The 23,995-nt window shown below is 58.3% G+C and carries 27 protein-coding genes and 2 pseudogenes; 21 read left to right on the forward strand and 8 right to left on the reverse strand.

Annotated features, from left to right (window positions below):
• The first annotated feature begins 106 nt into the window (after positions 1 to 106).
• The 6 genes from EDE05_RS17370 to EDE05_RS17395 all read left to right on the forward strand — a co-directional run bounded on the left by EDE05_RS17370 (position 107) and on the right by EDE05_RS17395 (position 3,399).
• Positions 107 to 538 carry a signal transduction protein gene (locus EDE05_RS17370; protein ID WP_134102053.1) on the forward strand — a complete coding sequence of 144 codons (432 nt, stop codon included), beginning with the start codon at positions 107 to 109 and terminating at the stop codon, positions 536 to 538.
• 49 nt (positions 539 to 587) lie between these two features.
• A complete protein-coding gene (locus tag EDE05_RS17375) occupies positions 588 to 965 on the forward strand; it encodes a hypothetical protein (RefSeq protein ID WP_105372897.1) in 378 nt (125 codons plus the stop codon).
• Between the two features lie 6 nt (positions 966 to 971).
• A complete protein-coding gene (locus EDE05_RS17380) occupies positions 972 to 1,592 on the forward strand; it encodes a sigma-70 family RNA polymerase sigma factor (protein ID WP_134102056.1) in 621 nt (206 codons plus the stop codon).
• A complete protein-coding gene (locus EDE05_RS17385; protein ID WP_134102059.1) occupies positions 1,589 to 2,035 on the forward strand; it encodes a hypothetical protein in 447 nt (148 codons plus the stop codon). Before EDE05_RS17380 ends, EDE05_RS17385 begins: the two co-directional genes overlap by 4 nt.
• Positions 2,032 to 2,436 (forward strand): periplasmic heavy metal sensor, encoded by a 405-nt coding sequence (locus EDE05_RS17390; protein WP_134102062.1) that lies wholly within the window; start codon positions 2,032 to 2,034, stop codon positions 2,434 to 2,436. The genes EDE05_RS17385 and EDE05_RS17390 overlap by 4 nt, the downstream gene beginning before the upstream one ends.
• 225 nt (positions 2,437 to 2,661) lie before the next feature.
• Positions 2,662 to 3,399, forward strand: a complete 738-nt coding sequence (locus EDE05_RS17395) for an SDR family oxidoreductase (protein WP_134102065.1) — start codon at positions 2,662 to 2,664, stop codon at positions 3,397 to 3,399.
• On the opposite strand, the gene EDE05_RS17400 is transcribed toward EDE05_RS17395, so the two are convergent.
• Positions 3,362 to 4,285 (reverse strand): LysR family transcriptional regulator, encoded by a 924-nt coding sequence (locus EDE05_RS17400; protein WP_134102068.1) that lies wholly within the window; start codon positions 4,283 to 4,285, stop codon positions 3,362 to 3,364. The two genes, EDE05_RS17395 and EDE05_RS17400, sit on opposite strands and share 38 nt — an antisense overlap.
• Before the next feature lie 183 nt (positions 4,286 to 4,468).
• Here EDE05_RS17400 and EDE05_RS17405 point away from each other — a divergent pair, with 183 nt between their 5' ends.
• Both EDE05_RS17405 and EDE05_RS17410 read left to right on the forward strand, forming a co-directional pair.
• Positions 4,469 to 5,311 (forward strand): nucleotidyltransferase domain-containing protein, encoded by an 843-nt coding sequence (locus EDE05_RS17405; protein ID WP_134102071.1) that lies wholly within the window; start codon positions 4,469 to 4,471, stop codon positions 5,309 to 5,311.
• Positions 5,312 to 5,420: 109 nt separating this feature from the next.
• A complete protein-coding gene (locus EDE05_RS17410; protein WP_134102074.1) occupies positions 5,421 to 6,140 on the forward strand; it encodes a 3-keto-5-aminohexanoate cleavage protein in 720 nt (239 codons plus the stop codon).
• Between the two features lie 281 nt (positions 6,141 to 6,421).
• Here EDE05_RS17410 and cml read toward each other — a convergent pair whose 3' ends face one another.
• Both cml and EDE05_RS17420 read right to left on the reverse strand, forming a co-directional pair.
• Positions 6,422 to 7,621 (reverse strand): CmlA/FloR family chloramphenicol efflux MFS transporter, encoded by a 1,200-nt coding sequence (gene cml, locus EDE05_RS17415; protein ID WP_134102077.1) that lies wholly within the window; start codon positions 7,619 to 7,621, stop codon positions 6,422 to 6,424.
• 283 nt (positions 7,622 to 7,904) lie between these two features.
• Complete coding sequence (locus EDE05_RS17420) at positions 7,905 to 8,687, reverse strand: MerR family transcriptional regulator (RefSeq protein WP_245519931.1); 783 nt, start codon at positions 8,685 to 8,687, stop codon at positions 7,905 to 7,907.
• A 219-nt stretch (positions 8,688 to 8,906) separates the two neighbouring features.
• Between EDE05_RS17420 and EDE05_RS27265 the strand changes: the two genes are divergently transcribed.
• A complete protein-coding gene (locus EDE05_RS27265) occupies positions 8,907 to 9,197 on the forward strand; it encodes a hypothetical protein (RefSeq protein ID WP_245519932.1) in 291 nt (96 codons plus the stop codon).
• 653 nt (positions 9,198 to 9,850) lie between these two features.
• On the opposite strand, the gene EDE05_RS17430 is transcribed toward EDE05_RS27265, so the two are convergent.
• Positions 9,851 to 10,558 (reverse strand): 50S ribosomal protein L11 methyltransferase, encoded by a 708-nt coding sequence (locus EDE05_RS17430; RefSeq protein ID WP_245519933.1) that lies wholly within the window; start codon positions 10,556 to 10,558, stop codon positions 9,851 to 9,853.
• Positions 10,555 to 11,355 (reverse strand): DUF2066 domain-containing protein, encoded by an 801-nt coding sequence (locus EDE05_RS17435; protein WP_134102083.1) that lies wholly within the window; start codon positions 11,353 to 11,355, stop codon positions 10,555 to 10,557. Before EDE05_RS17435 ends, EDE05_RS17430 begins: the two co-directional genes overlap by 4 nt.
• A gap of 166 nt (positions 11,356 to 11,521) precedes the next feature.
• Here EDE05_RS17435 and EDE05_RS17440 point away from each other — a divergent pair, with 166 nt between their 5' ends.
• Positions 11,522 to 12,157 (forward strand): CGNR zinc finger domain-containing protein, encoded by a 636-nt coding sequence (locus tag EDE05_RS17440; protein ID WP_166675478.1) that lies wholly within the window; start codon positions 11,522 to 11,524, stop codon positions 12,155 to 12,157.
• Between the two features lie 5 nt (positions 12,158 to 12,162).
• On the opposite strand, the gene EDE05_RS17445 is transcribed toward EDE05_RS17440, so the two are convergent.
• A complete protein-coding gene (locus EDE05_RS17445; RefSeq protein WP_134102088.1) occupies positions 12,163 to 12,600 on the reverse strand; it encodes an SRPBCC domain-containing protein in 438 nt (145 codons plus the stop codon).
• A complete protein-coding gene (locus EDE05_RS17450) occupies positions 12,600 to 12,932 on the reverse strand; it encodes a metalloregulator ArsR/SmtB family transcription factor (RefSeq protein ID WP_069061748.1) in 333 nt (110 codons plus the stop codon). Before EDE05_RS17450 ends, EDE05_RS17445 begins: the two co-directional genes overlap by 1 nt.
• Positions 12,933 to 13,099: 167 nt before the next feature.
• Between EDE05_RS17450 and EDE05_RS17455 the strand changes: the two genes are divergently transcribed.
• From EDE05_RS17455 to EDE05_RS17490, 7 genes and pseudogenes are all read left to right on the forward strand, one after another.
• Positions 13,100 to 13,897: an SDR family oxidoreductase gene (locus EDE05_RS17455; protein ID WP_134102091.1), complete on the forward strand. Its 798-nt coding sequence runs from the start codon at positions 13,100 to 13,102 to the stop codon at positions 13,895 to 13,897.
• A 201-nt stretch (positions 13,898 to 14,098) separates the two neighbouring features.
• Positions 14,099 to 14,887, forward strand: coding sequence for a phytanoyl-CoA dioxygenase family protein (locus EDE05_RS17460; RefSeq protein WP_134102094.1), 789 nt, complete (start codon positions 14,099 to 14,101; stop codon positions 14,885 to 14,887).
• 347 nt (positions 14,888 to 15,234) lie between these two features.
• Positions 15,235 to 15,582, forward strand: a pseudogene (locus tag EDE05_RS17465) (aldo/keto reductase); the annotation flags it as partial.
• A gap of 243 nt (positions 15,583 to 15,825) precedes the next feature.
• Complete coding sequence (locus tag EDE05_RS17470; protein ID WP_208325221.1) at positions 15,826 to 16,029, forward strand: hypothetical protein; 204 nt, start codon at positions 15,826 to 15,828, stop codon at positions 16,027 to 16,029.
• Positions 16,026 to 16,268, forward strand: a pseudogene (locus EDE05_RS17475) (aspartate-semialdehyde dehydrogenase). Before EDE05_RS17470 ends, EDE05_RS17475 begins: the two are co-directional and overlap by 4 nt.
• A gap of 96 nt (positions 16,269 to 16,364) precedes the next feature.
• Positions 16,365 to 16,655, forward strand: a complete 291-nt coding sequence (locus EDE05_RS17480) for a hypothetical protein (protein WP_134102100.1) — start codon at positions 16,365 to 16,367, stop codon at positions 16,653 to 16,655.
• 732 nt (positions 16,656 to 17,387) lie between these two features.
• Positions 17,388 to 17,861, forward strand: coding sequence for a GNAT family N-acetyltransferase (locus EDE05_RS17490; protein ID WP_245519934.1), 474 nt, complete (start codon positions 17,388 to 17,390; stop codon positions 17,859 to 17,861).
• A 67-nt stretch (positions 17,862 to 17,928) separates the two neighbouring features.
• On the opposite strand, the gene EDE05_RS17495 is transcribed toward EDE05_RS17490, so the two are convergent.
• Complete coding sequence (locus EDE05_RS17495; RefSeq protein ID WP_134102104.1) at positions 17,929 to 18,840, reverse strand: LysR family transcriptional regulator; 912 nt, start codon at positions 18,838 to 18,840, stop codon at positions 17,929 to 17,931.
• Positions 18,841 to 18,942: 102 nt separating this feature from the next.
• On the opposite strand from EDE05_RS17495, the gene wrbA reads away from it, so the two are divergent.
• From wrbA to EDE05_RS17515, 4 genes are all read left to right on the forward strand, one after another.
• Entirely contained in the window at positions 18,943 to 19,569 is a 627-nt protein-coding gene (gene wrbA / locus EDE05_RS17500) for an NAD(P)H:quinone oxidoreductase (protein ID WP_134102106.1), read from the forward strand.
• A complete protein-coding gene (locus EDE05_RS17505; RefSeq protein ID WP_134102109.1) occupies positions 19,569 to 20,765 on the forward strand; it encodes an MFS transporter in 1,197 nt (398 codons plus the stop codon). The genes wrbA and EDE05_RS17505 overlap by 1 nt, the downstream gene beginning before the upstream one ends.
• Positions 20,766 to 21,053: 288 nt before the next feature.
• Complete coding sequence (locus tag EDE05_RS17510) at positions 21,054 to 21,434, forward strand: hypothetical protein (RefSeq protein WP_134102111.1); 381 nt, start codon at positions 21,054 to 21,056, stop codon at positions 21,432 to 21,434.
• A 385-nt stretch (positions 21,435 to 21,819) separates the two neighbouring features.
• On the forward strand, positions 21,820 to 23,787 hold the full coding sequence (locus EDE05_RS17515) for an AI-2E family transporter (protein WP_134102114.1): 1,968 nt from the start codon (positions 21,820 to 21,822) through the stop codon (positions 23,785 to 23,787).
• The last annotated feature ends 208 nt before the right edge of the window (positions 23,788 to 23,995 follow it).

Genomic DNA, 23,995 nt, shown 5'->3' on the forward strand with positions numbered 1-23,995 from the left:
GTCGAATTCGGAAGGCGATGGCGTAGGAGGCATGCAGCTGCGTCGTATCAGTTCGTGTCGCTGCCCATCGGCGGCCGGAAACAACGCAACAAAAGGACCACGACCAATGAAACTGAAGCCATACGCACGCATCGCGGCGCTGGTGGCGGCGCTTTCAGTGCCAGCGTTCTCGGCGGAGGCGCAAACAAGTTTGCCTGTTCTGCAGCGGCTTGACCAGAACAAGGACAGTGCTGTTACGCGCGACGAGATTCAGGAGGCGCGCGGGAAACTGTTCGCGCGCCTCGACGCCAACGGAGACGGCGCAATCGACCAGGATGAAACGGAACGGCTCCGTGACGCGATTATGGATCACGCGATGGCGATGCAGGCGTTTGTCGGAAACCAGATGTTCCGTCTGGATACCGGTGGCGATGGCAAGGTGTCCGCAGACGAGTTTCGAGCGCGCACGCCCCTTTTCGATCTCGCTGACCGGGACGGGGATGAGAAACTGTCGGACGGCGAATTTCTCGTCATTCGCAGCATTCTGGTCAACCGTTGAGTTGATTGCAGTTACAACCAAAAATTCCATTGGTAATGAGGAGATGACGATGATGACTTGCTGGAAGACAATCTTTGCCGCACTGGGTGTTGTCGTAACGTTGGTTCCGATGCCGGCGATGTCGGCCGAGTTGACGCGGGATACGCGAAGCGGCGGTCAGATCACCCGCAACGGAACGAAAGACGGGAACATCTATCAGGGACAAACGACGCGCGTCGGGCCGAACGGCGCGACCTACACCTCGAGTTCGACCTGCCGTGATGGTGTGGTCGATCGCTGCCGCCGCAGTTACTCGGCCACGGGTCCTGATGGCCGGACGTACTCGGGCAATACTGCGACGGCGCGAGGTCCCTATCGCGTGCGTTCCATCGGGGTTCACAATGGCCCCGGCGGAACAGTCGGCGTCATCCGCCGCCATTGGAGATAAATCCGCGTGAGCCAGGCGCGTGTCCCGGAACCAGCTGGGCTGCCGGAGCGCTTCGATGACGAGGAGCTGCTCGCCCGTATTGCTGCTGGCGAGCAGCCTGCCCTCCGGCAACTGATAGACAGACACGGACGGGGCCTGCAGCTACTCGCTGCACGTTATCTCGGCGGAGCCCATGAGGCGGAGGATGTCGTTCAGGATGTCTTCTTTTCCGTCTGGAATAACGCAAAGCGTTTCGATCCCGCAAAAGGACGCGCGACCACCTGGATCTACCGGATTGCCGTTAACCGATGCATCGACGTGAAGCGGTGGCGCCGGTTCCGGCTGTTTCTCGGATTTGACGACACCGACGATGTGTTTGCATCAGACGATCCGCCAGCGGATACGCTGATCGGCTCACGCCAGGAACTGGCCATCGTCCGCGCCGGTCTCGACACGTTACCGGAACGCCAGCGCATGGCGCTACTCCTGCGCGCTGTTGCTGACCTTGACGTCACCTCGATCGCCGAAGCTATGGGAACCAGTGCCGGTTCGGTAGAGCAGCTGCTGGTGCGGGCAAGGCGGACGCTGCGCGCCCGGCTCACGAAGGTTGGTGAATCCGAACCAAGGGATGAAAGGCTGTCAAAATGAACACAGACGAGTTCGAGAACCTGAAGGTCAGGTTTGGGCCTGACACCGCGACATGGCCGGCGCCTTTTCGACAGGAGGCATCACGGTTTCTGACTGGGCACCGGCTTACCGGGCTCAGCGACGATGAAACGCTCGATTATCTTGTTCTCGAAGCGACGGAAACGTCGGTCGACGAGACCGTGCTCGTTCGCCACGTGATGACAAGAGTTGGAAAGTCCAGGCGCCGGTTTGGGCCTACGGTTGGTCCTCGATGGTGGTCAATCCCGGCAACAGCGGCAAGCACGGCATTTGTCATCACGCTGTCTGCGGCCAGTGGCTACTGGGCAGCAGGGGCGCGAATAGACATTTCCGACGACGCCCTTCTGGCCTTTGCCATTGGCGTCCCCCCCTCCGAAGTGGCGCATACGTCGATCTTCACACAAGAAGAAGGAAGCCGCCCGTGAAACGATTTACCTGGCCTCGCTTACTCCTGTTGGCCGTCTTCATGGCGTCGCTGCTCGGAAATGCCTTCTCCCTCGGCTACGTGTTCAAAAGGGATCGTGACGCCCCTGCAATGTCCATTTTGGCTGAAGGTGCGTTTTCGGCATATCCGGATGATGTCCGCACGGAGTTTCGTCGGCTCTTGCGAGAAAACCGAGAGCAAACCGTTCAGGCGCTTCGCCAATTGCGCGAGGCGCGGCGGGAGCTTGCGTCGGCAAGTGCCCTGCCGCTCAAGGAAGTGGAAGTAGGAAAGGCAATGGCCGATGTTCGGGAGGCGACCGATGCACTCCAGCGTCTCATGCAGGGTCTGCTGCTCGAGGCCCTTCGGGCGACAGAGCGAGGGCGGGCCAGCGATACCAAGTGAGGCACGGGCTGCCCGCCCGCAAGGAATGGAGACCAACTGCACCCTCAAAGCCTCCAAGGACGCATGCAGTCATATAGTTGGCTGAAGCGCGTTGTCGCCCTCTGTGCGAAGGGGACCATATTGGGCAAAGCGTCCATCGGACAAACCGATGGCACAATCGGAACCTTCCGTTTTATTTGCCGGTCGAAGCAACACATCTTCTTACCATCGGAAAAGGAGATGCACATGAACGACATCAAGATCGAAAACGCAGAGATTGTTATTGTGGGTGGGAGCTCCGGCATGGGGCTGGCGCTTGCGCGGCGGCTCCTTCTCGAGGGCGCGAGTGTGACCATTGTGGGTCGCTCGCAGCAGAGGCTTGAAGCCGCAAAAAGTGTGCTGGGTGAGGGTTCACGACTTCGCACTGCCGTTCTTAACGTGACACAAGAAGATCAGGTCGCTGCCTTCTTCCGCAATCGCGGGCGCACCGACCACATTGTCAGCACAGCAGCTGATATTGAGGGGGCCTACCAGCTATTGCCGGATATGAAGTTGTCTGCGGCTCAGCGAGTGGTGGAAAGCAAGTTCTACGGTCCTCTACTGCTTGCCAAGTACGGCGCCCCCTGCCTGCCTCCATCGGGTTCCATCACTTTTACGTCGGGGGTTGCGGCCTATCGACCGGCGGCGCGCGGATCGGTGGTTGCCGCGGTCAATGCGGCGCTTGAGGGACTTGTGAGGGCTCTGGCCGTCGAACTCGCGCCGCTCCGCATCAATGCCGTTTCGCCGGGATGGGTGGATACGCCTATCTGGAACTTTGTTGCAGGCGACGCGAAGGAGGCGACGCTCGACGCGATGGCACAACGACTGCCCGTGGGCCGGGTGGGCCGGCCAGAGGAAATTGCCGATGCAGTTCGCTTCCTGATCGGCAATGGTTTTGCCACCGGCACTATCCTTCATGTCGAAGGGGGGCACCGGCTGGTCTGAAGGATTGCAATTCCTTTTGCGCCGCAGCAAGCATCAATGAGAGGGGCGGCGGTTGCACCCGTCTGCGTCGCCAGACCATTACCAGCGACGCGGTCGGCGTTTTTCCCGGCCAAGGCAGCTCGAGTAGATCACCGCGCGTCGGATAGGCATTGAGCGCAAGTTGCGGAACCAGACCGTATCCTGTACCAGCTGCGACAAGCCGGATGATCGTGGCGACACTGTCGACCTGCGTTGCTATAGGCGGCGGTGCGACCGCTGCCTCAGTAAAGGCTTTATCGAAGAGGTGGCGGTAGACACAGCCTTCCTGCGTCACAATGAACGGCAACTCGCTAAGGCCCGCAAAGGTGACGGTCGGCAGCGCCCTGAAATTTACACCCGCAATCAGCGCCATCGGTTCGTGCGACAGCTTGCGGTCAATGAAGCGCTCGTCTTTCTGACCACGATCAAAAGTGATCGCCAGTTCGATTGAACCATCCTCAAGCCAGCGCTGAAGGTCGCCGCTCCCGCCTATCTTCAGTGTCAGACCGATATCGGGGTGGACAAATCGAAATCGTGGGAGAAAGGCTGCCAGTTTCTCGGTTGCGATCGTCTCAAGTGTCCCGATCGTTAGGCTCTGATCGTCGTTCCCTGCGGAGGCACGGATCGCATTCTTGGCCTCTTCGTTTAAGGCCAGGATTTCCGTTGCGTAAGTCTGCATCACATGCCCTGCTGGTGTCAGCGCCACTCCGTGGCGGCCGCGCTCGAACAGCTGAACGCCTAGCTCCTGCTCGAGCGATTGTATTTGATCGCTCAGGCTTGATTGCGCCAAGTTGGCTTCCGAGGCCGCCCGGGTCAGATTACCGAATCGCGCAGCGGCAAGAAATGTTCTTAACTGGTGTGGGTTCAATTCAAGCTTCCGTTATTGGCGACAGCAAAGATCGACTGAGCATGTGTGAGACGACTTCAAACTCAATCGCCACTGGATTAATTTGAGACCATGAGGCTGAGTTCGAGGGTGAGGATTTCAATGGAGATCCATTTGCCCCACTCCCGTCAACAAGTATCCTGCTGGACCTAGGGAAATATTCTGATGTTTGATCCTGCCATCAAAGGGATGGCAACCGCCCTTGCCGCTGCCCCCGGGGTTGAGGCTGTCGTGCTTGGCGGTTCCCGTGCGAGGGGCGATGCAGGCCCTGCGTCGGACTATGATCTCGGTCTCTATTTTCATTCGCAGTCTCCATTCCTTGTTCAGGACCTGGTACGGGCGATCTCGCCTTTCGTAGATCCCGGCTCCGGGACATCGCTAACCCCAATCGGCGAATGGGGTCCCCGGATCGTCGGAGGTGGCTGGCTGACCGTCGGCGGCACACCCGTGGACCTGCTCTATCGCTGTGTGGAGGATGTTGAAGCGACGATTGACGATGCATTGCACGGCATTGTCCAGGTGGACTACCAACCCGGCCATCCCCATGGCTTCGTCTCGACGATCTGGTTGGCGGAAATCCACCATTGCAAGTCGATCTTCGACGCGAACGGCAGCATTGATAAATTGAAGCAGCGCCTCGATCCCTATCCGCGCGCGCTTGGTCTGGCACTTGTCGAGCAGTTTCAATGGGAAATCACGTTTGCCGCCGGCAATGCGGCCAAGGCGATTGGCAGGAACGACAGGAGCTATATCGCCGGCTCGATCTTTAGAGCGCTGGCCTGCATGGCCCAGGTGATCTGTGCCATGAACGGTACGTATGTGATGAACGAAAAGGGCGCCATGCGGCTTGCCGCCTCCTTGCCTGTCACACCGGCCGAGCTTGCCGATCGAATTGATATGATCTGGAACGGGTTTGCCAGTGGCGACCACGAGGGATCGTTGCGTATTTTGAACCGTCTTGCCCACGAGGTCGCCCAGTTGGTGGAGGCCTGGCGGTCCAAAGGCTGACGTACCAGCCTTGGCCTCCGGGGAGATCTGGTTTTGTCATGGTGACCGGGCGACGGAACCTGCGAATATGCCAGAGGGTTGGTGGAACCAATAACTGAAAGGTTATGACATGATAGTCCAAGCATGCATCAATGGTAGCCGAGACCCGGATTTCCATCCGCTTTTCCCTTCCACCGTTGAGGACATGGTGCGGGATGCTGTTGCCGTTGTCGAAGCTGGCGCTGCGGAACTGCATGTGCATCCCCGCGATAGAGCGGGGCGTGAGACCCTGGCTGCGGTTGACGAAACGGTTGCCGCTATACGTCAGAGCTGTCCCGGCACATTCATTGGCGTTTCGACCGGCGCGTGGATAGAGGGCAACGAGGAGCGCACCAGAGAAGCTATTGCCCGCTGGCATGTCCTTCCCGACTACGCATCCGTCAACCTCTCTGAAACCGATGCGCCCGGCGTTATGGATCTGCTTCACCGCAAGGGGATCGGTGTAGAAGCCGGTCTGGCAACGGTCGCGGATGCGGAACGATTCGTCAAAACGGAAGGTCATGACCGGGTCTTGCGCATTCTCGTCGAGCTCGATCATGAAAGCGACGATGAGGCGGCCATGAGGAGCTGCGATGGCATCCTGTCGGTCCTGCGAAAGGCCGACGTGAAACGGCCGATCCTATTGCACGGTTTTGACCAAACGGTCTGGCCCTTCGTGCGGCGCGCGCGCTTGGAACATCTTTCGACGCGTGTGGGCCTGGAGGACGGAAAGCACCTTCCTAATGGAGAGATCACGCGCGACAATGCCGAACTTGTCTCGGCGGCAGTGGCGATCTTTAGGCAATTATGAGAGCTGGCTTGCTGTCGAAGGACTAATGGGCGAAAAGTGTGCCGTTAGAACTCAGGGGGCGTCGCCGCGGTGATCGCCGAAACGGTGCAATGCCGCAGCCACGACGCCTACACGGCATCTACAGCAGGTCGCAGCACGAAGCTCCGGCTACGCTCCCCCGACAAAAGGCAGTCATGAGCAATCTTTCGAGACTCGTCGATCGATCAAAGCATTGGAAATTAGACACGGCTGCCTGAAAGCAGACAAGGGGCAGTGTTCGTTCACTGCCCCTTGTCTGGTTCCTACTGTTGTACCCTGTCGTATCGGCGCAGCATCCTTAAGGCTGTCAGTACCGCTGCGGCCATCAGCAACGAATAGACCACAATTGGCCATGCAGTGTCACTCCGTAGGGCTACGAGGACAACCGTACCGAGCAAAGTAACGATCAGACTTTGGGTGCAGAAATAGAGGGCGACGGCAGATCCGGCCACATCCTCAAGTCCAGCAAGGGCACCGTTGGCTGTGACAGACACCGCAAAAACAATTCCGATGGCCATGACCCACATGGGGAGAACAAAGGTCGCAAACGACGGCCACTCCAGGAACTCTCCCACACAGAGCAGTGCCGCCCCTAGTATTAAGGCCACCATACCGGAGCTGAGACTGCGGGCAATCCCCATTCGCTCGATGAGCCGCCGCGTGAAGCGCGTGGTGATAATCATGACGATTGCTACAGTCGAAAATGCCAGGCTGAACTGCAGCTCTGAGTAATCGGCTCTTTCGATGAGGACACTTGGTGCCGTCGAGAAGAATAGAAAAAAGGTCCCCATTGCCGCGCTAAAACCAAGCGTATACGTCCAGAACGCGGGGCTTTCCAAAACCGGCCGGAACCGCCGTCGCACGAGTGACGCATTTACCGGACGTGTCTCGTTCCACCAAAGCAGCGCATTCACTGTGGCCAACAAGCTCACTGTACCCAGCGTGACGAAGATGGCGCGCCATCCAAACTCGTTTGCGATCATCGCTCCCGCGATCGGTCCGAGAGCTGGGACAAAGGCCAGAATGGAGCTGAACAGCCCGTAGATTGTCACGCTTTCCTGGCGGTTTGCGTAAACATCCCGCACGGTCGCGAAAGTCGCGACCAGCACAGCAGACGCGCCCAGTGCCTGGGCCGACCGCAGCAGAACAAAGAACACGACGCTTGATGAGCTGGCGAGACCAAACGATGCGGAGGTGAAAAGGAAGCCTCCACACAGAATAACCGGTCGTCTCCCTATGCGATCTGATATCGGTCCGAAAATCAGCTGGCCCACGCCGAGCACAGCAATGTAGATGCTCAGTGTCAGCTGGATGACAATCGGAGTGGCGTCCAGCTCGGACGGCATGGCAGGAACGACAGGCAAATAGATATCCATTGCCAAAGACGCGAGGATATCGAAAGGCGCCATTAGCAAGAGCGCCACGGGCAAAGTATAGCGCCAGGAATCACGAATTGGAGACATAGCGAGGTATCCGCTCAAACGAGAACATTTGGCGGCTTCTGCCTCTACCCTCCATGGGATCTTCTCGACAGAGCGCCGCAACAACGAAACAAATGTTGTTGCGGCCTATTGATCTGCTGACTTGGCGGTTCCCATGCAATGACTCCAAGGCGGTTCTTTCAGGTCGACGCCTAGCATTTCTCCTCCACACGAGCAACCACACGGCTAGCAGCGTGAGGGGCCCACGAATGATCCGCGCCCCTCTGCTCGACAAACCGGAGCTATGCTTCCTGAGGCGCTGCCGTCACCTACCCTGGCGTCCCGCCCATGCCTTCATTGCAGTGACGAGATAGTTGGCGAAACCGGGCTCGATCGCCTCATAGCGTGCCTGGAAGTCGGGATGCTGGTAGATATTCGCCAATTCGGCATAGGCGTGCGGGCCACATTCGCCTCCTTGACTGGCTCCGACCCAGCGGCGATGGCGTTTCAGTGCCGGATCGAGCACGGTGGATTGCGGTGGCACACCCCGACGCAAGCCCTCCGCCAGCATGTTTTCGATCTCCCGCAGTTCTTCCATCCACGCCGCCATGTCGGCGTCAGACAGCGCAGCCATCTTGGCGTGGCTCCGCTCGATCTCGCGGTTAATATCCGGCCCATAACGCTCGGCCAGCCAAGCCTCATACCCGGCCTGCTTTTCCGGCGCGACGATCCCCGAATAGAGGTCCTTATCCTTCATGGTGATTTCTCCTTCCAGCCGCTTTATCGTGCGGTCAATGGTTTCAATCATCGCCAACTGCCTCTCGACGTCCTCGGCGAGCCGGGTTCTCTGCGCTTTCAGCGTCGTGAGCCGATCGAAGTCGGGAGCATCCAGCACTGCCGCGATTTCTGCGAGCGGCATGCCAAAGGCACGGTGAATGAGGATCTGCTGTAGCCGCAGCAGCTCCTCCTCACCGTAGTAGCGGTAGCGGTTCGTTCCGGTGAATGCAGGCCGCAGCAGGCCAATCTCGTCATAATGGTGCAGAGTCCTGACCGAGACCCCGGCGAGATGAGCAAGCTGTTTTACGGTGTAACTCCTCAAGGTCTGCATCCTCCAAAAAAGTGCCTAAGCCCTCACGCTGCGTGAGGGTCAACCCGGGTTTTTCGAGTGGCTCCTGAAACGTCCTGTCGAAAGTTGCGTAACTGCATAGGTGGCTACACGCCGCAATCAGACCGTTTATTCCGCGTGGAATCCAACAGTGTCCGATTGACAATTTTCCAAAATTTGCCCTCCTTATCGTGTCTCATTCTCAACGGAAAAGAGACATCAATGAGTAAGAACTTCTATGCCTCCCAAAGCGTCTATTCCGAACCTGGGCCTTATCGAGAAACATTGTTGCGCTTTGGCACTGAGCCTCGTTCAATTGCCCGGTGGATTAGTTCGTTCTTGCAGCATCCGCTCGGGGCTGAGACCAAGGAGCGTGGCTTCACAGATGAACAAGCCTCCGATCTGAACCTCCGCTCGGTGACCGATATCCTATCTGTCGCTGCGAACCGGAATTTGCTTGACGGCGACGACACACAGCCCAAGGTCGGCGGAGTATGCCGAGATTCGCTATAATAGCCGTCAGTGCATTTCGTGAGCGAGGCGTTCCAGCTCGCCTCCGTGTCGGGTTTGCCGATTATCTGGTACCTGGCTGCTGGGAAGATCATTGGCTTTGCGAATGGTATGACTGCGGGCGTTGGAAACGGCTCGACGTTGAGTTTGCGGCTATTGGAGGCGTTTCTTTCGATACCTTGGATGTGCCGAGTGAGCGATTCCTAACCGCCAGCGAGGCATGGTTCCGGATCCAAGGCAATCCGGAGATGGCCTCGCGATTTGGCGTGTCTAGCCTTAATCTTGAGGGGGAGTGGTTCGTAGCGGGAAGCCTGCTTCGAGAAATGGCGGCCCTGCGTAAGTTGGAACTGAAACCGTGGGACTACTGGGGTCCGTCAAAGGACCTTTCTCCCATTTCAAACGGGTTGCCGAGCGAGGTGAGGACAGTTCTGGACCAACTCGCTTCGCAGCTCGCGACTGTCGCCCCCGATGCGGAGGGCGAACCGGAAGCAATCGCGAACTGGCCGTTGCCGGATGAGATAGTCAGCTTTCCCCATGGCGAGCCCTTGGCCGTCAGATTGCACCACGCAGAAGATGCGCAACGCTAGCCGATAGTAGGCTGACGGCAGAGGGCCAAGCGGCGGACCGCTTTACCGAAGCGTGGCCGCCGTGGCCCTCTACCGGTCCTCTGCATGAGTCTCGGTCCGGAATTGGAATACGGTATTGAGCCTACCCGCATCGGACGCCAAGCCGGCAAAGTCCGGGCCGGGATAATTGGCGATCGCATCCAGCCGCGTCGTAGGCAGGTGAGCGCGATAGGGATCACCGATAAGGACCGCCATGCCCGCCCCCAGGCACCGGTCGAGAAAGGCAGTTACGCGTGCCGCCAACACCGCGTCGTAGAAGAGGTCGCCGACGAGCACCACGTCGACCTGCGGTGGTGGCCCGGCGGTGAGATCGCCGAGCAGCGGCAAGAGCTCGGCTCCGTTCGCTTTGGCATTCACTGAACTGCCCACGATGGCGTAGGGATCCACGTCGGAAGCAATGATCTGGGAAGCCCCCACCTTTGCGGATGCTATGCCAACAATACCTGAACCTGTCCCGAGATCTAGCACGCGCCGGCCCTCGACCACGTAGGGATGATCAAGCAAGTAGCGGGCGAGCGCCAATCCGCCGCCCCAGAGATACGCCCAATAGGGCGTTCTGAAGTGTTCGTATCGCTCCGCCAGCCGCCGCATACAGCTCCTTGGACCTGCCGTGTGGAGCAGAATTTCCGGCACGGTCGGGACCGGGCCGAGGACGAAATTGTTGCGGATAAAATGAGCGAGACCGGCTGCGTCTATCGATTCGATGGCCGTATCACCGACATGGCCGATTGATTTCAAGGACTGCCGTTTCCCGACCGGATTTGGGCAACCCCGCGCACGGCCACACGGAAGGCCTCGTCGAAGTTGACGCCGCGAACCGTCCAGCGCTGTTCCATGCCGCCAGCGCTCAGCCGCCAGGTTGCCACCCAGCCGAGATCGGCGTCGCTCCACATCAGCCGGCCCACCAGCGGCAGATCGGCGCCGACCGCTTCGGCCCTTTCTAAAAGTTCGGGGGCGGCGGGACCTAGCGCCCAGGCATCTATATCGCCCTGCGCCGGAAAGCGAACCTGCATAGCCATCGGTTCGGCGCCAAGCGCAAAAGACTCCCGCATCGCGAGATCACGCGGATCGACAGGCGAAACACGGTAAGGGGAGCCCTTAGGCTGGACATCGAGGAAAACGGCAAGCGTCGGTCGCTTTTCGAGCCAGGGACGGCTTCCGAGTTTAGCAAGCACATTGTTGATAACCGCGAGATCGTAGCGACAAGTCAGGTCGTGCGGGCGGTCGTAGGTACCCTGTTCGTCGTGAATGGCTTTGCCCGCCAGCCGGTCGCGATAGGAGAAGGAACTCACGTAGTCTCCTGCGCTGGCCCGTAGCCGTTCGTAGCCCGGGTTTTTCGGCAGCCGCTGGTCGCCCGACACACGGATCAGTACACGCTCAAGGCAATCCCTAAAACCGGGCTGACGGTTCCTTTCTCCCTGTCCGGTCACGATTGCCTTAGCGACATAGAGGTCGTCGATCTGGCGCGCCTCTACCTGTGGCGCTGGTGCCAGCAAAGAGAGCGACAGGGCCGCCCATGTCTTGATGTCCAGCATCGTCTCAATCCGATCACAGAGGGGCTGACTAATGTAACCTATTAGGTAGTTACATGGGCTATGCGAGGGAATCAAGTCATGAGGGGTGGCCTTTTCGAGCCAACGTCTTGCTTGCAGATCATGCTGTCGCTGCTTAAATGGTTACATGGCCCGATCAGCAGCCCCTTTGCCCGCGCTGCGCGCGTATTTTTCCGACCTTGGACGGATGCGGATGTTGGCCGGGGATCCGGCGCTCGATTTCGCCAACACCTTGCACTGGCGGGGCGGCAGTCAGGTCGATTTCATCCCCAGCTATTCCGCCCTGGTGGAATGGTCGTTGCCGGCCGGGCTCCTGACTGAGGAGGAGGTTGGCTTGCTGCAAGGCCAGGCGCCCGACAATCCCGACGACGCCGCATCGGCACATCGTGCCGCCTTGTACCTGCGTCGAATCTGGCGTGATCGGCTTGAGCATCGAATGAGTTCCCTCCGGATGGACGAAACGATGCAGGCGCTACGCACATTACTGGCTGAGATGCTCGGTGATGGCGGACTGCATTCGGAGAAGGTGCCCGGCAGGAACAGCGATCCTGGATCGCGCTTCATGCTACCGGTTAGACGCGTAGCTCTGGCGATTGCGAGCCTCGAACTCATACCCATCGAGAGGCGTATCGGCCGATGCGAAGGCGATCCTTGCGGCGGCTTTTTCCTTGACAGCTCGAGGTCGAAGCCTCGCCGCTGGTGTTCGATGGATACGTGCGGCAACAGAGCCAAAGTACGTGAATATCGCGGCCGCATCCGGGCAGAGGAAGTGACCGGGGACTGATACGGTCAACGCATGTTGGCAGCCGCAAACAGTGCAATTTTGCCGAGACAGCCCTGCCAGCCCAAGGCATGTTCGTCGCGCACAGTTACATCGGCGAAGCGCTCATGGTGAATGCGAACTTCGGTACCATCGGGGTGATCGAAGAAATTGACATGCAGCAGGGAAGGCCCGGAGCTGTGCGTGTCTAGCATCCAAGTGTAACTCAGCGCGTCCGGAACTTCGACGCGGGTGAACGTGCCGCTGATCCATATGATCTGACCATCCGGCCCCAGGTTTGCAAGCCGGTAGCTGCCGCCCACCCTGAGGTCGATCTCGGCGACCGGGCATGTAAAGGGCGGCGGGCCCCACCATTGCCGGACAAGCTCGGGATTCGTCCAGGCGGCAAACACCTTGCGGCGCTCGGCCTTCACCACCTGCGAGACAAATAGCTCGGTCGGCTGCATCAACTGTCATCCCGGCTTTCGACGAATTGCGCGAGGCCGTGCAGCTGGCTCGTCCAAAACTGCCGGTAATGGGAAATCCATGCATCGGCGTCGGCAAGCGCGCCTGGCGCGAGCACGCAGGCCTGGCTGCCCCCCTCCTGCCGCCGCTCGATCAGCCCGGCCTTTTCCAGCACGAAGAGGTGCTTGGAAATGGCATTGACCGACATGTCATAGGGCCGCGCCAGCTCGTTGACACGGGCGGGCCGAACGCTGAGATCAGCAAGTAGTCGCCGCCGGGTGCGGTTCGACAGCGCATGGAAGATGGCGTCGAGCGTTTCGTCTTCAGCTATCATGATTTTCGTCAACCATATGGTTGACGCCCCTGTGTGCGTGGTCTAAAAGATCATTGTCAACCATTCAGTTGACGAATAGCAGTTACTCCCATAGCGATCAACTGGCACGACGTCGAAAGGCGGCGATGGCAGGGGGATTGCCTGTCATACGGAAAAGGAAGGACTTCATGCTTCTGAAGGGAAAGAACATCGTCATTTTCGGCGGCAGCGGCGCGATTGGCACCGCCATGGCCAAGGAATTCGTTGCGGAAGGCGGCCGCGTGTGGCTTGGCGCGCGAAACCAAAAGCGCCTGGATACCGCGGCGGACAAGGCGGGCGCCGCCAGCGGCACTATCGAGACATTCAAGGTCGATTGCCTCGACGCGACGGAGACGACGGAGGCCCTGTCGATTCTTGGCGCCCGCATCGGCGGCATTGACGTCGCGATCAATGCGACCAGCTTCATGCACGATCAGGGCTCCCATATCGATGACCTTGATCTCGCTACTTTCATGAGTCCGGTGGAGAATTTCCTGAGCTCTTTGTTCAACAGCTGCAAGGCGGTGGTGCCGCATATGGGCAAGCGAGGCCGGGGCGTCATCCTCACGCTCTCGACGCCTGCCGGACGCACGGCACCTCCTGGCCATCTGGGCTATAGTGTCACCTGCGCAGGCGTAGAGGCCTTCTCCCGGGTTCTGGCAGCAGAACTGGGGCCGCGCAACATTCGTGTCGTCTGTTTGGGCCCGCATGCGATTTCCGATGCCCCGCAAGCGGGATCCTATACTGGCGAACTCTTTGCACCAAAGGCCGGTGCTCTGGGACTGACGGTCGACCAATGGCTCGGTGGCGGCGCCCAGACGACGATGCTCGGGCGATTGCCGACCCTGGATGACGTGGCGCAAACGGCAGCCTTTTTGGCCTCCGACAAAGCCCGGTCCATGACGGCCGCCTACGTCAACCTGACGGCGGGAATGATTCCAGAGTAGGAGTCTGGCGGGAGCTTCGTATAACGGTAGTCCCGGTCGAGGGACTCCGTCATCCAATGGACAATCTTCGTAAGCAAGTAGGAGCAATGATGTTCACGTCTTCCTTCTTCCCGCTGATCTGAGCCGCGAAGCGCTGCTCAATCAGTTTCTTTTCGAAAAGATCAGAATGGCCCCGCAGTGCGGGCGCCATGGTAGACCATCATGTCAAATCAACACCATACCGGGCTGACTGCTGTTCAGGTCCAGCAATTCATCGACGACGGTTTCATCAGGATAGATCACGCTTTCAGTCCTGAGTTGGCGGCGCAATGCAGGGCGGAACTTTGGGCCGAGATCGGACTGTCGCCTGAGCGGCCGCAGGAATGGCGCCAGCCTGTCATCCGCGTTGCCGGAAAGTACACACCGCCGTTCGTGGAGGCTGCCAATACGCCGAGGCTGCGCGCCGCCTACGACGACCTCGTCGGAGTGGGTCGCTGGGTGCACCCCCGCGGACTTGGCTCTTTCCCCATTCGCTTTCAATCCGCAGAGCCGCCGGGTGACGATGGCTGGCACGTCGACATGAGCTTCGGCGATTCCGCCGATTTCATGGAATTGCGGGTCAATGTGAAGAGCCATGGTCGAGCCCTACTCATGCTTTTCCTGTTGTCCGATGTTGGCGAGAAAGATGCCCCCACTCGGATTCGAAAGGGTTCACACAAAATCATTGCGCGCGAGCTTCTACCCCATGGCGAAGCGGGACTGTCGCTGAGGCAACTGTCGCTCAATGGTTATGCGTCCTCTGCCAATTGCCCAGAGGAATTGGCAACTGGTCCGGCCGGTACCGTTTTCCTTTGCCATCCGTTCCTGGTCCATGCGGCACAACCTCACCGGGGCAGTCAGCCTCGCTTCCTAGCGCAGCCACCGTTGGTGCCGAAAGGGGAGTTCGACCCGGCTATCCCGCCGTCTCCGGTCCAGATCGCCATCCGACGAGGCTGCGATCTGACCTTCTGACCTCATCAACCTCAGGGACGCAGTTTGCGCTGCGTCCCAATTCTAGTCGCCGATGCGGGTCCGACGGGCGCAATCAGGAGGTGAGGTTCATGAACCCGTGGCGGCATTCCTTCTGGCCATGAGAGTCTTACGGCCGATCTCGAGAGTGTCTGAGCACAAGGCGCTGGCCGCAATTCTGTTCGCTTGGGACGAAGAGACGGGGCCGCCTTTTCATGAATGAAAAACGCCGTAGAATCTCGGTTGTGGCGGCAGCGCCGGCCCGTATGAAAATGTTCACCGCCAATCTTCGGTCTGGGCCCGGACCCGGGCCAGATTGTTGTTTTTCCCTTCTGGACTGAAATGAGGAGATGAAAATGATCACTACCCGCAAACTTGGCCGTAGCGACATGTCCGCGCCACCCATTGGTATGGGCTGCTGGGCGATCGGTGGCCATTTCACAATGGACGGCATGAACGACGGATGGGGCGACATCGACGATGCACAATCGATCCGGGCCATTCATGTCGGGCTGGAGCTGGGCGCGACGCTGTTCGACACATCGGATGCCTATCGCACTGGCCACAGCGAAGAGGTGATCGGCGAGGCTTTGAAGGGAAGGCGTGAGCAAGCCACCATCGCCACCAAGTTCGGTTATACATATGACCGTGATAAGAGGGCGCTCATCGGCAGTGATGTCAGTAAGGCCTACATCGAGTGGTGTCATTTTGCATTTAGCCGTGAGATTCCGCTTCTAATATTTTCAACCAGATAGCTTGGCACTAAATTTGAGACTTGGCACTTAATGTGAGATTCCTTCTTGGATTTTGGCACTTCATGTGAGATTCAATCGTCGACGCAATCGACGGTATTTCTGCATGATTGATCCATTCCCTGAGGAGGTTGACGAAGCGCTTTGGGATGAGGCGTGTCGACGAGCCGAGGCATCCGAGGATTTCTGTTGCGTCGCTCTGGCAAGGTAGCGGCCGGGGATATGGCGCTGCCGGCTGCCGAACTAGACGTCAGTCGGGCAACCGCATTCCGCCTTATCAAGCTATTTCGAGCTGGAGGAACGGTGATGTCGCTGGTGGAGCGCAAACCGGGCCGGCCTAACGGCCGCAGGATGCTCGACGACAGGCGAGAGGAAATCATCCGCACAAACTGAATGGCTATGGTCTCACCACTGCACACATCCTCTACCGCATCCCCGATTTCGAGTCCGTGCTGCAGACGTATGTCTGGTAGGACTATGATCTGGCTCCCGATTTTCCCGAGATGCACAGGTTCCTGGATTTCTGGCAAACCCGCCTGGACGGACCCCTGCACTCCGTCCGTTATTCCCATCAGCGCCTGATCGGGCCGAATGAATGGCGACGCGTCGAAGGCGAGTTCAAGCTTCACTGAGGGCTTGAATCTGAAATTTTTCCTTCCTAGCTCTTGTGTGACCGAGGCTTGATGAGCTCGGTTTTTTTCCGCACGTCTGTTCAGAGTGAGGCCAAGATGGAAGAAAGAATTAATACAATCAAAGATCTCGATATCGAAGAACGCGAGGAGGTTTTCGTGGACATCGCCCGCGCCCTCGAGCATACAGCGCGCGACGCTTTCATCGAAGGCGACAGGCACTATGCTGCGATGTCGACTAACATGGCCGAAGCGATACGTATCAATGCCGACGAGCTTGCTCGTGATGATTTGCGCAATGCCGAGCGTGTGCTGCAACAGGCAACGGCGATGATCGCCCAGTTCAAGGCTGTACATCCCTACCCGCTGGTGAGCATGGCTGTACATTGACCGCCTCGTCTGTTCCTTCCCAGCCGCCTGAACCATGATATTTCGCCTTATGCGGCTGCAATCCTTCGTTAGGTGTCCCTGTCAGCGGCAGGATTGTGAAGCCCATGGGATGAGGTGGGCTCCGGACACAGGTGGCACACCACAAGTTCTTGCGCATCTCGCTCGCCTATGAGAGCGCTTTCGTGCGCTCTACCGCATCGGGCAAGGGCTGAGCAACTCGCCGAATGCCATATCGAAGATGAAGAGCGATATGACGTATTGCGTGGATAGCGGTGGCGCGACGCCCACCTCTACTCGCAACTGGTGTAATCCGGGAGGAACGCATCGACGCTGAGAGAGACCAACGAGGTCAGAAAAACATAGAGGATAATGCGGCTGTCTCGAGGAGATGAAGGGCCTCGAGAATATGTGGCCCAATTGGGCCAGAGGACGAAGCTGGCGCCGTGCGAGCCTTGCATGAAGGCGCGTCACCGGTTTGTTAAAGACGGCGCAGCGCGCTGGCATATTGGCGACGGCGCGGCGCAGTGACAATCCTATCATGGCCAACAGCATATGGGTGTTTCCGTCGCGCTCTGATCATCGGATGTTGTTCGGCTCGGCCCCGGGCACAGCCGAAGCCCGTTGATCTTCCGCGGCGACAACTCGCGTATTGCCGGCCCATGGTCGAAAGAGTTCGCGACGAAGCTGAAATGGCTACACCATTGGGCCTTTTTGAGAGTGTGGGATAGATAAATGATGTCGAATGAGTTGCAAATCGTTCCTGTCGGTCCGGCCGACGACCCCGTTCTGGTGACGCACTACCTCGCTATATGGGATAGCTACGGCACGCGGCTGGAAGACTATGCTCCCGACGCCACCGAAGCCGTCGCTCGCTTCATCGGAGAAACGCGGAGTGATGGGAGCCACGGCGGATTCCTCGCAATCGTCAACGGCGAAATCGCTGGTTCGGCGATATGCTGTTTGTTGCGGTCACCTTATCCCGAAGTCATCAAACCGGCAGTTCGCCGGCGCGGTTACATTTGGTCGGTCTACACGGAGCCGCGCTACCGCGGCAAAGGTGTCGGCAAGAGCCTGACCGAGCGAGCCATCATTCACCTGAAAACGGCCGGCTGCACTGATGTCGTGCTCCACGCCTCTGACGCGGGCGCGTCGATGTACGAAAAGCTTGGATTCACTCGGGCAGGCGAAATGCGACTGGCTTTGTAGCTGGTGAAGAATCTAACCGTGCCCTAATCGAAATTCGTCCCAGAGTACGGCGGTTTTTCAGTCACAATTATATCCCGGCAGCCGAACGCATAAGAGCGTGGCGGAACGCCTCTGCGGCAGGTCCCAGCGGCTGGTCTATGCGATGCGCGAGGTAAGCCTCCGACGCAATCTCACTATTGCGCCCCAACGCCTTGCTTGCAATACGCACAAGGCGCCCATCGCGAAGATCACGTTCCACCTGCCAGAGCGGCAGCCGCCCCCAGCCCAATCCGGCAACAATCATCGCATGCTTAGCGTCTTGGCTGCTGACGCGGCAGGTCTGAGGCGATAGCACCCCGAAACTTCGTCCGTCTGACAGAGGTGACGGATCCGTCAAGACAATCTGCAGATGATCGGCAAGATCAGGCACCCCAATTTTTTCGTCCTTTGGCCATTGACCCAGCGGGTGGTTGGATGAAACCACAGCAACTTGCTTGACAGCACAGATAGCTTCTTGTGCAATGCGCGGATCTCGGAAGTTTTCGCCCACCAGAAGAGATAGCGTACTGCGCTTCTCGATTAGCGCGGTGGGTGGTCCGCCAAGCGGCTCAACCGCGAGTCGGATTGACACGTCTGGATAGGCCACTCGCATCTCAGAGAGCGCTTTGCCCACGACCGCGGCGGGGAACAAGGTGTCCACTGTAAGAGAAAGCTCAAGCTCAACGCCTTCGCCGAGACTGCGGGCGCGAGCGCGCATCACATCGATCCTGAGGAGGATGTCGCGAGCATTAGCTAGCAGCGCGTGCCCCTCGGCTGTCAGCACCGGACGATGCCCGCCGCGATCAAACAAGGCCACCCCAAGCTCAGCCTCTAGATTGGCGATTGCATGACTAATCGCTGACTGGACGCGGAATAGTCGCGCGGCGCCTGAGCGAAAGCTTCCGCTTTCCGCCACCGTCACGAAAACCCGCAATTGATCAAGCGTCAGAGCGTCCAGCATGATCTACCCAATCGATCAAACTCATCGATCTTATATCACTTCCTCTGACGCAAAACAGAGGTATCTTTTCAGCAACTAATGTGAAGCAGCTGAGGAAGTGCGATGACTAAAGTCCTGGTGCTATACTATTCATCTTACGGTCACATCGAGGCGATGGCGCAGGCGGTAGCTGAAGGGGCGAGGGATGCTGGCGCTGATGTCGCGATCAAACGTGTTCCAGAGCTCGTACCTGATCCTGTCGCTGAGAAAGCCGGATACAAACGTGATCAGTCCGCCGACATCGCCACTGTACCGGAACTCGCTGACTACGATGCCATAATATTCGGCACCCCCACGCGCTTTGGTAACATGGCCTCGCAAATGAAGAACTTCCTCGACCAGTGCGGCGGTCTTTGGTTCGAGGACAAGCTCGTGGGCAAAGTCGGCAGCGTCTTCACCTCGACCGGCAGCCAGCATGGCGGCCAAGAAAGCACGATCCTGTCCTTTCACACCGTTCTACTCCATCTCGGCATGGTGGTTGTCGGTTTGCCCTATACCTATAAGGGGCAAGGGCGGATGGACGAGATCACCGGGGGCTCTCCCTATGGCGCGTCCACGTTGGCCGATGACGGTAATGGAGGTGATCGTCAGCCAAGCAGCAACGAATTGGATGGAGCACGGTTTCAGGGTCGGCACGTGACCGAAATTGCTCGCGCTCTGGCTTCGGCGAGGTTGAGGGAGGCTGCGTGATGCCTCCGAGAGCGTACGCTTCGACTGTGCCCCAAACCTGGGGCGTAATCTGTGTCGTGGTGGCGTCCGGCGTGATCAGCGCACTTCAAGTCGGTAAGACTGCCATTGCGACACCCATGTTGCAGTCGGAGTGGGGTCTCGGCCTTGCGGCGATCGGGTGGCTGACGGGGATCTTTTCTGTCCTTGGACTTGTCGGCGGTATTCCTGCGGGCGCATGGGTCTCGAATGGTGGAGACCGCCGTATCATGATCATCGGGCTTGGATTGCTCAGCGCAGGCACCATCATGGGCGCAATGGCGCCAGGTTATGTCGTGCTCCTCGCGGCACGGTTCTTGGAGGGCACTGGATTTCTCCTGGTTACCGTTGCTGCCCCTGCCGTTCTGAACCGGGTGGTGCGAGGGGAGCACCGTGACTTTGCGCTCGCTCTGTGGAGTTGTTTCATGCCGGCCGGTATGGGGCTCGCCATGCTAATAGGTCCGTTGTTTAGTGGTTGGCGTTCGCTCTGGTGGGGGAACGCAGGTCTTTTAGTAGCAGCAATTGCAACCACGCTCGCTATTGTTCCGGCCGCATCGGGAGGGCCGACAGACTCTGCAAGAAGCATCGCGTCTGACGCGTTGCGAGTCCTCACAGGCAGGCAGCCCGTTCTACTAGCTGCCTGCTTTACATTCTATAGCCTTGTGTTCTTCGCCCTGTTCAGCTTCCTCCCTGTGCTTTTGATGCAGCAAATGGAAGTCGAGCATGGCATGGCCGGTTTTCTCAGTGCTCTGGCTAGCGGCGTGAACATCATTGGCAACCTTGGAGCGGGTTATCTTCTGGCACGTGGCGCAAGTCGTCGACTGCTTCTGGCAGGGTCATATCTGATCATGGGCCTCGCAGGCATCGGCATTTTCTCTGACGTACTTGGCCCTCTGCCGGTGTTCGTGCTCTGCGTCTTGTTCTCGGCGGTCGGCGGCTTGATTCCCGCTACACTAATATCGTCTGCCCCGCTGCTTGCGCCTTCCGCTGGACTTGCCCCAGTCGTGATCGGTCTGCTTATGCAGGGCAGCAATCTTGGCCAGATTATCGGTTCTGTGGCGGTGGGCGTCGCGATCGGCGCATATGGGTGGGTAGCCGCATCAGTCATTGTCCCGGCAACCGTTCTATTGGCTATCCTGTCAGCGCTGGCAATCAGTTTCGATGACAGGCGGGCCCAGTGAGACTTATCGGTAGGTGGTCCAATGGTTGGTGAAAGTGGAGAGTCAGGCAAAGCAAGTCGGCTCGCCAAAGTCGGAGAAAAAATTTGGGAGAAACTGCAGCAGTGCCTGTAACGCCGCAGCGAACAACCAGAGGCCGTAGATGTGGCCTCTGTCACCTCGAGTTGCCTGCCGCAAGCCAGTTCATAACCTCAAACTGAAGCCAGGCCCGCGGCGCTTCTTGGGTTTGGTGAGCATCAGGTTGCCCATACCAGTTCAACAATGGAACAGTTAAGAAGGGATACCTAACAGATGGAACTGCAACCCGATGAAATGATCCTGTTTCGCAACACGATGAAGATTACCGAAGGCCACATGGACGCCTTCAAGCAAGCCATTTGCGCGGCAGTAGATTTCGTGAGTGAACACGGTCCGCAATTGATGGTGCAGACGTTCATTGACGAAAAACAACTGACCGCCGTCAGCTATCAACTTTATCGAGATTCCGAAGCGATCCTAGAACACTGGCGACTTGCCGATCCCTACATCGCTGAAGTTATGCAGCATTGCACGGTGGCCGCGTTCGAGATTTGCGGAGAGCCTAATGCGGCGGTTATGGAACGGATGAACACCATGATTCAGGACGGTCGCGCTACCCAAATGGTCCGCCTCGCGGGTTTCGTTCGGCAATAGGCAGACGTCTAATCACGGGTGGCGCCCGTTTAGCAAGAGCTTCGCCCGCCTTGAAGCGATCGGAACCAAGGCCCCCGCAATTTGCTTCGCGCCCAGCGGCAGACAGTCGAGATACCGGACAGGCTCTGACGTAAGCTTTCTCTGATCGACGTCATCACACCTCTTGGCCGAGTTAATGGTCTTGACTATTCTAGAGTCTGCTATCCACCCAAAGCCTTAGAATAAAGTCGAAGCTCCGTACTTTGCCATCATCAATCTTACGCCCTCGACGCTGATGGAACAAACAGACGCTGTTCCGCAACATTGCCGATGCCAATCTACGCTCCATATTCCAAAGCTGAAACGGCCGACCGTCGACCTGTTCAAGCTACGCTGAAGCGCGGAGGTGGAATTGCTAAATGATCTCAGCGGTCCGCGACGCGTTTATTCGATTTCCAACTCTTCTCCGTCATCAAGCCTGCCTGCCTTTGTAAGCGTGCTTGCAGTTATCGCTATTCTCTATTTCGCCAAGGACGTGCTTCTTCCTCTGGCAATTGCAGTCCTGCTGACGTTCGCCCTCGCTCCGATTTCTTCACGTCTGCGGAAGTTGGGTCTCCCGCGCATTCTCGCCGTTATAATCACCGTCGTGCTCGCCTTCCTTTTTCTCGTGATTTTTGGGCTCGTCGTGGCTGGGCATGTCGCCGAGGTGGCTCAGAAGCTCCCGGAATACCAAGGCAATATCATAGCCAAGATCCGGGCGCTTCAAGATAGCGGAACGGACAACGGTTTCATCCGACGCCTTATGGCCGCCATTGAGAGCGTGGGCCGTGAACTCAACAATGATGGTCAGCCACATGCGGGCCCAGGTGCTGGACCGATACCCCGCGAACCGCTTCTCGTTGAGATATTTGCGCCTAGTCGTCCAATCGCCACGCTCACGAGCCTGATCGGCCCCCTGCTTGGCCCCATAGCCTCACTAGGCCTGGTCATAGTCGTGGTCATTTTCATGCTCTTGGAGCGAGAAACGCTTCGCGACCGCTTTATCCGCCTCGTCGGCTACGGAGATCTGCATCGAACAACAGAGGCAATCCAGGAGGCCGGCAGCCGGGTCGGGCGATATCTGCTCATGCAGTTGGTGGTCAATTGTACGTACGGCGTCCCGTTGGCGCTCGGTCTATGGGTGGTGGGGGTTCCGAACGCAGCGCTCTGGGGAATGCTCGCGATCGTCCTCCGTTTTGTCCCCTACATTGGGCCTGTCATAGCGATGGTTCTGCCCCTGTTCTTAGCGTTCGCGGTCGACTCAGGCTGGAGCCTCGTTTTGTGGGTTGCGGCCATATTTCTCATTTTGGAATTGACCAGCAACAATATCGTGGAACCGTGGCTTTATGGATCTCGCACTGGGCTGTCCCCCTTGGCAATCGTCGTCGCTGCGATTTTTTGGGCGTGGCTTTGGGGACCAGTCGGCCTGGTCCTATCGACACCACTGACCGTCTGCCTTGTAGTCCTGGGCCGATACGTCCCGCAGTTCGAGTTCCTGGAGGTTCTATTTGGAAGCGAGCCGGTGCTCGATCCTAAGGAGCGCCTCTATCAACGGCTACTCGCAGGAGACCCCGATGAGGCGACTGACTACGCGGAGGAGCTGCTTGAGGAGGACTATCTGGAGGACTACTACAGCCAAGTGGCTATTCCGGCCCTTTTGCTTGCTGAGAAGGACCGGCGTCGTGGTGTCTTGAGGGCGGAACAAATGGATCAGGTTTATGAAGCTGCCATTGCTCTGGTCTCCAATCTTGCCGACATCGCCCAGGAAGAAGAGCAGGAGGAGCAAGCTCCTAAAGATGAAACCAAGGTAGATCAGCGCCCTTTGACGCCGATCAAGGTTAGCGATGATGCAGCGGAACTACCGGACGGGAGTGGCAAAACAGTCTTCTGCATCGGCGGCAGGGGGCCGCTGGACGATGCGTCAGCAGCCATGCTCGCTCAAGTCCTCCAGGTCCAAGGAGCCGAGGTGGTGGTAGCAAGGCACTTAGATCTTTCCGATCGCCGTGGCACCAATTTGGTGCCGGAACGAACAAGCGCCATCGTCGTCTGCTTCCTAAATGAGGACTCGGGCAGGCACGCCCGCATGGTTGTCCGCAGGCTCAAGCGTCTTTACCCGGCGGCGCGGGTGGGCGCGGTTCTATGGACGGAAAGCCAGGACGACAAGCTAACGCTTGATCTCGAAGAGGCTGACTTCGTAGCTTTGAACCTGAGCTCGGCCGCTCGGGAAGCGCTCTCTGATACGCAGCCGCCACTGGTGGCCCCGCCGCGTAAAATCCGCATCAGGCGTCATCTGAACAAGCCAAGCAACACCGTCGGGCATTCCGAGCCCATCTGAAGCGGAACAAGCCGCACCGAGCAATTCCAGATCGAGCAGTCGCATCCGAGGAAATCAAGCAACTACCACTACGCTGCATGAAGGCGACTAGATCTACGAAGGCGGACGCATAGCGTGGTCCCGTTGACAGGTGAGTGACGCAAGCCATCTTGAACGCCCTAATATCTTCTAAACAAGGACGTCTCTGTGCACGCGATCAATGATCCAA

This window comes from Neorhizobium sp. R1-B, from assembly GCF_004368875.1.
GTDB classification, from domain to species: domain Bacteria; phylum Pseudomonadota; class Alphaproteobacteria; order Rhizobiales; family Rhizobiaceae; genus Neorhizobium; species Neorhizobium huautlense.